General features: G+C 66.6%; 9 protein-coding genes. 2 read left to right on the forward strand and 7 right to left on the reverse strand.

All coding sequences use genetic code 11. The annotated features are described in order from the left end of the window. Positions 1-299 precede the first annotated feature (299 nt). Positions 300-2,153: a dihydroxy-acid dehydratase gene (gene ilvD / locus HLH27_RS09950; protein WP_182949854.1), complete on the reverse strand. Its 1,854-nt coding sequence runs from the start codon at positions 2,151-2,153 to the stop codon at positions 300-302. Between the two features lie 245 nt (positions 2,154-2,398). On the opposite strand from ilvD, the gene HLH27_RS09955 reads away from it, so the two are divergent. Both HLH27_RS09955 and HLH27_RS09960 read left to right on the forward strand, forming a co-directional pair. Further along, on the forward strand, positions 2,399-2,878 hold the full coding sequence (locus HLH27_RS09955) for a CBS domain-containing protein (protein WP_182949855.1): 480 nt from the start codon (positions 2,399-2,401) through the stop codon (positions 2,876-2,878). 96 nt (positions 2,879-2,974) lie between these two features. After that, positions 2,975-3,937 carry a LysR family transcriptional regulator gene (locus HLH27_RS09960; RefSeq protein ID WP_246375715.1) on the forward strand — a complete coding sequence of 321 codons (963 nt, stop codon included), beginning with the start codon at positions 2,975-2,977 and terminating at the stop codon, positions 3,935-3,937. A 125-nt stretch (positions 3,938-4,062) separates the two neighbouring features. On the opposite strand, the gene HLH27_RS09965 is transcribed toward HLH27_RS09960, so the two are convergent. The 6 genes from HLH27_RS09965 to HLH27_RS09990 all read right to left on the reverse strand — a co-directional run. Then, positions 4,063-5,754 (reverse strand): OprO/OprP family phosphate-selective porin, encoded by a 1,692-nt coding sequence (locus tag HLH27_RS09965; RefSeq protein ID WP_182949857.1) that lies wholly within the window; start codon positions 5,752-5,754, stop codon positions 4,063-4,065. Positions 5,755-6,077: 323 nt separating this feature from the next. After that, the gene (gene pstS, locus HLH27_RS09970) at positions 6,078-7,082 is read right to left on the reverse strand and encodes a phosphate ABC transporter substrate-binding protein PstS (protein ID WP_182949858.1); all 1,005 of its coding nucleotides are present in this window, start codon (positions 7,080-7,082) and stop codon (positions 6,078-6,080) included. Positions 7,083-7,167: 85 nt separating this feature from the next. Next, a complete protein-coding gene (locus tag HLH27_RS09975; protein WP_182949859.1) occupies positions 7,168-8,463 on the reverse strand; it encodes an ATP-binding protein in 1,296 nt (431 codons plus the stop codon). 40 nt (positions 8,464-8,503) lie between these two features. Next, a complete protein-coding gene (gene phoB, locus HLH27_RS09980; protein WP_182949860.1) occupies positions 8,504-9,238 on the reverse strand; it encodes a phosphate regulon transcriptional regulator PhoB in 735 nt (244 codons plus the stop codon). 13 nt (positions 9,239-9,251) lie between these two features. Then, complete coding sequence (gene phoU / locus HLH27_RS09985) at positions 9,252-9,947, reverse strand: phosphate signaling complex protein PhoU (RefSeq protein ID WP_182949861.1); 696 nt, start codon at positions 9,945-9,947, stop codon at positions 9,252-9,254. Positions 9,948-9,975: 28 nt separating this feature from the next. Further along, a partial coding sequence (locus tag HLH27_RS09990; RefSeq protein ID WP_182949862.1) for a phosphate ABC transporter ATP-binding protein occupies positions 9,976-10,579 on the reverse strand: 604 nt, incomplete at its 5' end.

The following is a 10,579-nucleotide window of genomic DNA, read 5'->3' on the forward strand; positions in this document are numbered from 1 at the left end:
ATTATGCGGTGTGATGGTCATCTCTGGCTCCCCGTGCGCGCGTGCCCGCAAGAGCGACGCTGTCTCTCAACAGCCTATACATAGGTATATTTCAAAACATGTATGAAAAAATGTCCATGTTCTGAAAACAAATTTCATGAAGCCCGCGTCATCACACGGAGAGGCCGAATCTATGCCCAGCTCTTCATCATTTCCCGGTAAATTATTGCGCAACGTAACATGAAACAGGCATCATTACGTTGTAATTACGAGACCGACGGCCGGGTTTCCCCGCCCCGCCGGCCTCGTCCGCTCCCGCATCAGCGACGGCGCAACTGCCCCACATCGCGCACCGCACCCCGCGCGGCGCTGGTGGTCAGCGCGGCATAGGCCTGCAACGCGACCGACACGTCGCGCGTACGATCCGGCTGCCAGGCGGCATCGCCGCTCTCTTCCATCTGGAGCCGCCGCGCCGCCAGCTCGGCATCCGGCAGGTCGACGCGCAGCACCCGTCCGGGAATGTCGATCTCGATCACGTCGCCGTCGCGCAGCAGGCCGATCGCCCCGCCCTCGGCCGCCTCGGGCGAGATATGGCCGATCGACAGGCCCGAACTGCCGCCCGAAAACCGGCCATCGGTAATCAGCGCGCAGGACTCGGCCAGCCCCTTCGATTTCAGGTAGCTGGTCGGATACAGCATCTCCTGCATGCCGGGCCCACCCTTGGGCCCCTCATAACGGATCACCACCACATCGCCCGCCACGATCCGGTTGCCCAGGATGGCCGACACCGCATCGTCCTGGCTCTCGAAAATCCGCGCCGGCCCCGTGAAGCGCAGCAGCCCCGCCGCGACCCCCGCCGTCTTCACGATCGCCCCGTCCTCGGCGATGTTGCCGTACAGCACCGCCAGCCCGCCATCCTGGCTGAAGGCATGCGCCCCGTCGCGGATCGCCCCTTCCGCCCGGTCCAGGTCCAGCGCATGGTACCGGCTGGCCTGTGAGAACGCCTGCGTGGTCCGCACCCCGCCCGGGGCGGCGCGGAACAGCGTCTTCGCCGCCTCGGGCGCGTCGGGCGCCACCACGTCCCACTGCTCCAGCGCCTGCGCCAGCGACGGCGCGTGCACCATCGACACCTCGCGATGCAGCAGCCCCAGCCGGTTCAGCTCGCCCATGATGGCGAAGATGCCCCCCGCATGATGCACGTCTTCCATATGCACATCGGCCTTCGACGGCGCGACCTTGCACAGATGCGGCACCCCGCGCGACAGCCGGTCGATATCGGCCATGGTGAACGGCACCCCGCCCTCATGGGCGGCGGCCAGCAAATGCAGCACGGTGTTGGTCGAGCCACCCATGGCGATATCGACCGTCATCGCATTCTCGAACGCTTTCATGGTGGCGATGCCGCGCGGCAACACGCTGGCATCGTCCTGCTCGTACCAGCGGCGGGCCAGGCCGACGATCCGCCGCCCGGCCTCCAGGAACAGTTCGCGCCGGTCGGCATGGGTCGCCAGCAGGCTGCCATTGCCCGGCAGCGCCAGCCCCAGCGCCTCGGTCAGGCAGTTCATCGAATTGGCGGTGAACATGCCCGAGCACGATCCGCAGGTCGGGCAGGCCGACCGTTCGATCGACTGGGATTCGGCATCGCTGACCCGCGGATCGGCGGCCGAGACCATCGACGTCACCAGGTCCACATGCCGCTCGATCCCGCCTTCCGTCACCCGTCCGGCCTCCATCGGGCCGCCCGAGACGAAGATGGCCGGAATGTTCAGCCGCATCGCGGCCATCAGCATGCCGGGGGTGATCTTGTCGCAATTGCTGATGCACACCAGCGCGTCGGCGCAATGGGCGTTGCACATATATTCCACCGCATCGGCGATCAGCTCGCGCGAGGGCAGGCTGTACAACATGCCGCCATGCCCCATGGCAATGCCGTCATCGACCGCGATGGTATTGAATTCCCTCCCGATTCCGCCCGCCTCGGCCACCGCGCCGGCCACAAGCTGGCCCAGATCCTTCAGATGGACATGCCCCGGCACGAACTGGGTAAAGGAGTTGGCGATGGCGATGATCGGCTTGCCGAAATCGGAATCCTGCATGCCCGTGGCACGCCACAGGCTGCGGGCCCCGGCCATGTTGCGACCATGCGTCGTGGTGCGGGAACGATAGGCGGGCATGATATGTAAGGCCTTTTCGGACAGGGCAGGTCATGGCGGGGCCGGCGGGCCCCGATGCGCCGCGTCCCGGCGCGCCCCCCTTATATGAGACCTTTCCCCCCGCCGTGAAGCACCGCCCCGCCACCTCCGCGCTTTCACGCCGTTATGACGGGGCGGGCCATTGTCCCGCGCCCGAAAAACACCATGTCGCACACACAGCAACCACGCCACCCATGAAGCGTGGACGCCAAAGGGAGGAAACACCCATGAGCATCCCCGTCCTGCACATCCTCAACGACAAGGGCCCGGGCGTCGTCACCGTCGGCCCCGACGAACCCGTCACCGCAATCGCCCGCCTGCTGGCCGAGCGCCATATCGGCGCGGTGCCCGTCGTCGACCCGGCCGGTCACCTCGCCGGCATGGTCTCGGAACGCTCGATCGTCGACGCCCTGGCCCATCACGGTGCACGCATCGAAAGCCTGACGGCGCGCGACATCATGGCCCGCGAGGTCCCCACCGCCACCCGGTCCGAGGACATCCATTCGGTCGCCCGCAAGATGACCCGCCGCCACAGCCGCCACGTGCCGGTCCTCGACGGCACCGGCCACCTGGTCGGCCTGGTCAGCATCGGCGACATCGTGCGCATGCGGCTGGAGGAAGCCGAGACCCTGGCCCGCGAGATGCGCGCCTACGTCATGCAGGCAGGCAGCCACGCCTCGGTCGCCCCGCAACCCTTCGCGTCCTGAAACCCTGACCCGGAGCCCGGCGCCCCGCCGGGAAATGGCGTCCCACCGCCCGGCCATGGTATGCACCCCTCCCCGCAGTCAGGAAGGATGCTCCCCTTGGCCGATCCCCGGCACACGCCTGCCCCGGCCCGCTCCCCCCAGGGCTTTTCCGGCCAGTTGGCCGAGGTCGACCTGCGCCTGCTGCGCGTGTTCCGCACGGTGGCGACGCGCGGCGGGTTCGCCGCCGCCGAACTGGCGCTGGGCAAGAGCAAATCGTCGATCAGCATCGACATCTCGTCGCTGGAACAGCGCCTGCGCATCCGCCTGTGCCGCCGGGGCCGCGGCGGATTCGCCCTGACGCCGGAAGGCCGCGAGGTCCTGGACGCCACCGACGACCTGCTGCGCGACATCGACCGCTTCCGCGACCGGATCAACATCGCCAGCGGCGTGCTCTCCGGCCATTTCGCCCTCTATGTCATCGACAACATGCTGATCTACGGCGAAACCGGCATCATCCGCGCGCTGGAGATCTTCGCCCGCCAGCATCCACAGGTCTTCATCAGCATGACCTCCGCCGCGGCGGCCGATATCGAGCACGCGCTGCTCGACGGGCGCGCCACGGCGGCCCTGACCCTGATGCCCAACGCCCAGCCGGGTCTCAGCGCCAGCATCCTGGTCTCGGAAACGCTGCACCTCTATTGCGGCCGCCGACACGCCCTGTACAACCATGAGGGCGAACTGACGCTGGCGATGCTGGAACAGGAGCGCCTGATCGACGTCTCCGATGCCGCCACGGCATCAGACTGGCCCGCCATCCGCCGCCGCCTGACCTTTTCCGCCTCGGCCGAGACGATCGATTCCCGGGCGATGCTGATCCTCACCGGCGTCTATCTCGGCTTCCTGCCCGAGGCCTTCGCCGCCCCGATGGTCCGCGACGGGCAATTGCGCCGGCTATCCTGCGCCGACCTGCCCCCCTTGGCCACCCAATTGCATTTCGTCGTCAAGAAGGACGCCGAAAACAGCCTGATGGCCGACGCGTTCCGCACGGCCCTGGATGCCGCATCCGACCAGGGCGCCTGAGCACCGGGCGGGAAAACGCACAAAAAAACAAAGGGCGCGCGGATCGAAATCCGCGCGCCCTCCGCAAGAATAGCACGATCGGGAGGACATACGCACCAAGGCGCGCATGTCCATCCGCGCGTCCGTCAGAACGTCGCCTGCACCCGGGCTTCGACCGAGTCGCCCGTGCGGCCGAGCGTATCCGTGGTCTGCTGGCTACGCGACACGATGAAGTGGCTGTAGTCGGCCTTGATCGCGAAATGACGGTTCGGATACCAGTTCAGGCCACCCTGCCAGACCGTCTGCTGGCCGCCGTTCACACCGTAATAGTTATACATCTTGCTGGTGCTCTGCGCCGTCGGGTCATTGGCGTTGGAATTCAGGTCGATCACGCTGTAGTGGCCGACCACTTCCAGGGCACCCCATTTGTTGTGCGCCGGATCGAACTCTTCCGTCTCCTTCACGCCCGGCGCACCCCACGCACCTTCCTTGACGTTATACATGCGCGGCGTGCCGAACAGGGTATAGGCCACGGCGCCATACCAGCCCTGGAACCCGAGCGTCGGCAGGCCCTGCGAACGCTGGACGCCGACATGGTAGTATTCGCCCTTCACGAGCAGGTTCTTCCAGCGGACACCCAGTTCCGGACCGGCGGCCCAGATCTGCGAGACGAACGGAATGGTGCCGGTGGCCGCCATGCTCCCTTCGCCGATATCGAATTCCGGACGCTGGCCGAACGACGTCGTGCGGTTGTTGGTGCCCGTACCCTGGACCTTGAAGGCCGACACGGCCGAACCGCCCAGATGCACGTCCCAGTCCTTCGTCGCGACCGGCCGGCCGGCGGCACGGAACACACCGCCGGTCTGGCTGTCGACGACCGAGCCGCTGCCGCCGCCGTAATAGGTCGCGCCGTTGTCGGAGGCGTTGCGATGGCCCCATTCCTGGCCGGTGAAATAACCCGCGATCCACCAACGCTTTTCGTAATGCATGCCACCGACGCTGAAGCGTGCGTCGCCGGCGGCGATGTTGCGCACCATGTCGGTGATGCTCGGACGCTCCAGCGTCATGAAGTCGTTGGAGCTTTCCGCGTCTTCCTCGGTCACGCGCGGCTGGAAGTAACCGACCGTCAGCACCGTGTTGCGCAGGCCCGTATAGTTCAGGTTGCCTTCGTACAGGCCGACATAACCGTCATTATGGTTGGCACCGAAATCGGGCGTAACGGCCGCGACCCAGTTCTTGTAGCGGAACATGAAGGGAATACGCAGGCGGCGCTGGTTCGTCGTAAAGGCGTTGAACGCGCCCTTCGCCTCGTGGCCACGCGGATTGTTGGTGATGAAGCCACCGAAATCCTCATGGAAGGCCAGGCCGATCGACAGCCCATATTCGCCGTCCTTCGACTGGACCGTAAAGCGCCCATTGGGGAAGCCGATCTTCATGCCGCCGACGGCAACTTCTTCATCGCTCTTCGTGGCGGCCTGGAAATCCTTCCAGGATTCCACGACAGCGCGATCCGACGGCGGCGTTCCGGCGCCCGAAGCATTCAGCACACCGACGCTCGGCCGGATGGGCTCGCCGATATTGATGTCATGCGCCATGCGGCTGGACAGTTCCGAACGATGGGCCGCAGCGGCCACCCGGGCAGTCCGGGTGTTCGTGTCGGGCTCGTTCAGGCGGGATTTCAGAGCCTTGATCTGGCTCCGCATCTCCAGCATTTCCCGGCGCAATTCACGCAATTGCGCATCCTGCGTGTCGGCAGCCGCAGCCGGATGCATCAGGGAGACAGTGCCCAGCAATGCCGTGGTGCAGAACAGGGCGGAAAGAGAAGATCGCAGACGCATGTCATCCGTTCCAATGGAGAAGATGACGACTGCGTAAACTGAACTGGTTTTTTGCGGTGTGATGATTTTATAACTGTTGTATGACAGATCGATGACAATAAACTATAAGTAATTGAAATAAATAACAATATACGCCGTTGCAATCGCGCCACACCCCCTATGAAACAAGCCGGACCTGCCCGTCCCCCTTAAGTATGACAGAAATATTCCCCTCCAGACCCAAGCAATATGAACAAAAAATAACCCGAGCCCGACAGACCGGCACAAATAAAAAAGGCGGGGACCGAGATCCCCGCCTTTTCCACAACCACGAGACGCGCCTGTTACCAGGCGGCGCGCACCGCGGCCTTCACCGAGGCCGGCAGAACGACATAATCCAGGCGGCGGGCAGCCGAATCGCCATTGTCGAAGGCCCAGCCAAAGAATTTCCGCACCGCTTCGCCCTTGTCCGCATCCTTCGGCGGCTTCGGCACCAGCACATAGGTCGCCGAGACGATCGGCCACGCGCCCTGGCCCGGCGTGTCCAGCAGGTCGACCGCGAAATTGGTCGCGCCCTTCCAGTCGGCGGCGTCGGCGGCCTTGGCAAAGCTGTCGAGATTGGCGGTGACGAAATCGCCGGCCTTGCCCTTCAGCTGCACCGTCGTCATGTGGTTGCGGCTGGCATAGGCATATTCGACATAGCCGATGCCGCCTTCGGTGTTGCGGACCGAGGCCGCGACGCCGTCATTGCCGCGGGCACCCACGCCACCCGGCCAGGCGATCGAGCTGCCGGCGCCGACCGAATCGTGCCACGACTGCGATTCACGCGACAGGTACGAGGTGAACACGAACGTCGTGCCCGACCCATCCGCGCGATGAACCGTCGCGATGGGCAGGTCCGGCAGCTTCAGGTCCGGGTTCAGCGCCGTGATCTTGGGGTCGTTCCACGAGGAAATGGTGCCCGCATAGATATCGGCCAGCACATCGCCCGTCAGGCGCAGCGCATTGGGGTTCACACCCGGAACGTTCACCACCGGGACGATACCGCCCATCACGGTCGGGAACTGGAACAGCGAACCCTTTTCCAGCTTGGCCGCATCCATCGGGGCGTCGGAAGCGCCGAAATCGACCGTGCCGGCCAGGATCTGGTTCTGGCCCGCGCTGGAGCCCACGCTCTGGTAGTTCACGGCAACGCCGGTGGCACGCTTGGCGGCCGCACCCCAGGCTTCGTAGATCGGGGCCGCGAAGCTGGAGCCGGCCCCCGTGATGTCGGCGGCGTGCGCGACGGAAAGGGCAGCCGGACCAGCCGCGAACATAAGCGCGGCAAGGAATTTGACAGGACGACGCATCGGGTTCCGTTCCTGGACGAGCATGACAGACAAACCCGGCGGCGGCGACAAGGCGATGTGGCACGCGTCTCCCGGGTGCCCCCTCCTAGCCCGGATCTGCCGGCTGAGGGCATGATGTGTCTATGACAGTTTCATGACGTTTCAAAGACACGCCGTCCCCGAACGGGAACCATACGGTAAAGGACGTGCCCTTCCCCACCCGGCTGTCGACCGTCAGCCGCCCGTCATGCCGGTCGATGATATGCTTGACGATCGCCAGCCCCAGCCCGGTCCCCGTCCGCCGGGCCGAACTGCCCTCGACGCGATAGAAGCGCTCGGTCAGGCGCGGCAGGTGGCGCGCCTCGATCCCCGGCCCGTTATCGGTCACGGTAAAGGCAATCCCCTGCCGGACCCCGCCCCCCATTTCCGGCCCATGGATCTTGCCCGCCCCCACCACGCCCATCAGCGCGGCCGGCACGGCCTGGCGCACGCGCAGGCCGATCGTCACCGCGCGATTATGCTCGTCCGATCCGTATTTGATCGCGTTCTCGATCAGGTTCAGCAACACCTGCACCACCTGGTCGGCATCGCCGGCAAAATCCGGCAGGCCGGCGGGCAGGTCGACATTCAGGCTGGCCGGCCCCCCTTCCAGCAGGGGCAGCGCCTCGTCGCGCACCCGCGCGACGATGGCGGCAGGGCTGACCGTGCCGCGCGGCTTGCGATGCTCGCTCATCTGCACCCGCGACAGCATCAGCAGCCTATCCAGCAGGCGCTGCATCCGCCCCGCCTGCCCGGCCATGACCTCCAGAAAGCGCTGCTGCGCCGGCGGATCGTCGGCGGCCGGCCCGCGCAGCGTCTCGATAAAGCCCGTCAGCGCGGCCAGCGGCGTGCGCAGCTCGTGGCTGGCATAGGCCACGAAATCGGTCCGCATGCGCTCCAGCGCATCGCGCTCGCTTCCATCCTGCAAGGTGGCCAGCACCACCGGCTGCCCCGGCGCGATGCTGATCCGGCGAAACTGCCCGCGCACGGCGCGGCGGATCGGCACGTCCAGCATCATGTCCACTTCGGCCCGGTCGCCGTCGCCCAGCCCCAGCACGGCCGACAGCGCGGCCGGATGCCGCATGATCGCCCCCAGGCTGTCGCCGAACAATTCCCACGCCCCCGGCCCCGCATGCAGGATGCGCCCCCCGGCATCCAGCACCAGCACGGCCGCCGGCACCAGGTCCAGCGTCTCGATCATGCGCGACAGGGCATTGGCCGAGGGCGGCGCCGCGTGAACGGAATCCCCCCCCGCGACAGACATGGTGGCGGCACGCCGGCCGGCGATCATCCGCCACCCCATCGCCCCCGCCGCGATCACGCCCAGGGCCGCCACGATATTTTCGGCCACGATTGCGGACATGGTTCAGCTCCCGGCGCGACGCGCGCGAAGGTCTCCCCGATCAGGGGCGCGGATCATCCAGCGCATAACCGGCGGCGCGGACGGTCCGGACGATGTCGCCCTCGCCCGGCCCGTTCAGGATCAGCCGCAGGCGGCGGATATGCACGTCCACCGTCCGCAGTTCCACATGCACCCCACGCTCCCACACCCGCTGCAACAGATCCTCGCGCGAGAAGACCTGGCGCGGATTGCGCAGGAAGAACTCCAGGATCCGGTATTCCGTGGGCCCCAGGGCCAGCGCACGCCCGTTGCGCTCGGCCCGGTGGGCCACGGTATCCATGGTCACGTCGGCAAAGCGCAGGACCTGCTCCAGCGGGGGCGCCCGGCGCAGCAGCGCGCGGATGCGCGCCTGCAACGCCTCGATGCTGACGGGCTTGACGACATAATCGTCGGCCCCGACATCCAGCCCGCGAATATTGTCCGCCTCGCCCGCCCGGGCGGTCAGCATCAGGATCGGCAGCGCACGGGTCGCCTCCTGCTCGCGCAGGCGCCGGCACACATCCAGCCCCGACAGGCCGGGCAGCATCCAGTCCAGGATCATCAGGTCGGGCCGGCGCTCGGCGACGCGCGCCAGCGCCTGGTTGCCGTCCTCGGCCACGCCGACCTCGTATCCCAGCTTTTCCAGATTGTACCGCACCAGCATCAGCAGCGCGTCATCATCCTCGACCACCAGGACATAGGGGCGGCGCGCGCCGATCCCCGTTCCCTCGCCCGTATCCGTCATCGTACCCGACATCGCTTCGCTTCCATCATACCACGGGGAGGCCGCGCGGCCTTGCGACCGGCAACTGCTCCCCCGTGGCGGCAAAATAGACGCGTTCGGCGATATTGGTGGCATGATCGCCGATCCGCTCCAGGTTCTTGGCGATGAACAGCAGATGGGTGCAGGACCGGATGGTCCGCGGATCCTCCATCATGTACGTCACCAGCTCGCGGAACATGGCGGTATACAGCTCGTCCACCGCCGCGTCAGACTGCCAGACCTCGACCGCGCGCTCGCTGTCCTGCTGGCTCATGGCATCGATCGCCCGGCGCAGATTCTCCTGCACCAGCCGCCCCATGGTGCGCAGCCCGCCCGGCGACAGCCGCGCATCCCCGGCATCCAGCCGCAGCGTGCGACGCGCGATGCTGGCGGCGCAGTCGCCGATGCGCTCCAGGTCGCCCGAGATCTTCATCGCCGCCACGATCTCGCGCAAATCGCCCGCCATCGGCGCGCGCAGCGCCAGAAGGCGGATCGACAGCGTCTCGACCTCCCGCTCCAGCTCGTCCACCTGCGGATCGCGCTCCGATGCCTCCATCGCCGCGTCCTCGTCGCGGTCGACGATCGCCGCCATCGCCATCGCCATCTGGCTTTCGACAATGCCGCCCATCCGCACCAGCATGCCCCGGACCTGGTCCAGTTCCTGCTCGTAGCTGCTGACGGTGTGCGCCTGTTCCTTGACCATGGCTGCCTCTCCCCCGTGCCCGCCGGCCTCAGCCGAAGCGGCCGGTAATGTAATCCTGGGTCCGCCGCTCGCGCGGGGCGGTGAACATGCGGTCCGCACTGTCCACCTCGACCAGTTCGCCCATGTAGAAAAACGCCACCCGATCCGCGCAGCGCGCCGCCTGCTGCATGTTATGCGTCACGATCGCAATCGTGAACTCGCCTTTCAGCTCGTCCAGCAGCTCCTCGATCCGCGCGGTCGAAATCGGGTCCAGCGCGCTGGTCGGCTCGTCCAGCAGGATCACCTCCGGCCGGGTGGCAATCGTCCGCGCGATGCACAGACGCTGCTGCTGCCCGCCCGACAGCGCCGCCGCCGACGCCCCCAGCCGGTCCTTCACCTCGCCCCACAGCGCCACCCGCCGCAGCACGTCCTCCACCCGCTCGTCCATCTCCGCCCGGCCCAGCCGCTCGTGCAGCCGCACCCCAAAGGCGATGTTCTCGTAGATCGACATCGGAAACGGCGTCGGCTTCTGGAACACCATCCCCACCCGCGCGCGCAGCACGTTCAGGTCCAGGTCCGACGACAGGATGTTCCGCCCGTCGAACAGCACCTCCCCCGTCGCCCGCTGCCCCGGATACAGGTCGTACATCCGG

The sequence above is a fragment of the Gluconacetobacter takamatsuzukensis genome (assembly GCF_014174275.1).
GTDB classification, from domain to species: Bacteria; Pseudomonadota; Alphaproteobacteria; order Acetobacterales; family Acetobacteraceae; genus Gluconacetobacter; species Gluconacetobacter takamatsuzukensis.